Raw genomic sequence first — 321 nt, 5'->3', positions numbered from 1 at the left:
ATTTATAACCATAGGAGTAAATACACAGGTCCGATTTTTGTAATGATGGAGGGAATTGATGTGGACATAACTCAACGTATGGCAAGAATAGTGGTAAATGGAAAGGATCTTCCGTTTATTTCAGTTAGAACTTCTGTATGGAATCAAGGACCTGTAAATGATTTAATTGTTTCGACAAACTTGAGAGCCGAGGAGCTTTATCAGTTTATGTGGTCACAAGTGCCAGTAATGCTTGCGATGTATTTTCTTCAAGGAGCGGACTTAATGCGGGTTGCTAGAATTAATGGGATTAATCAAAGTGTAACGGGAGAATATATATAT

At 37.1% G+C, this 321-nt stretch carries 1 protein-coding gene; it reads left to right on the top strand.

The window, feature by feature from the left end; translation table 11 throughout:
• Positions 1-42: 42 nt before the first annotated feature.
• Positions 43-321 (top strand): hypothetical protein (locus ACSG5Z_RS30020; protein ID WP_435712762.1); only part of this gene is annotated, 279 nt, incomplete at its 3' end.

The sequence above is a fragment of the Bacillus pretiosus genome (assembly GCF_051294775.1).
Classification (GTDB): Bacteria; Bacillota; Bacilli; order Bacillales; family Bacillaceae_G; genus Bacillus_A; species Bacillus_A wiedmannii.
The sequence above is the reverse complement of the archived record's forward strand: the minus strand, read 5'-3'. Positions and strand labels throughout refer to the sequence as shown.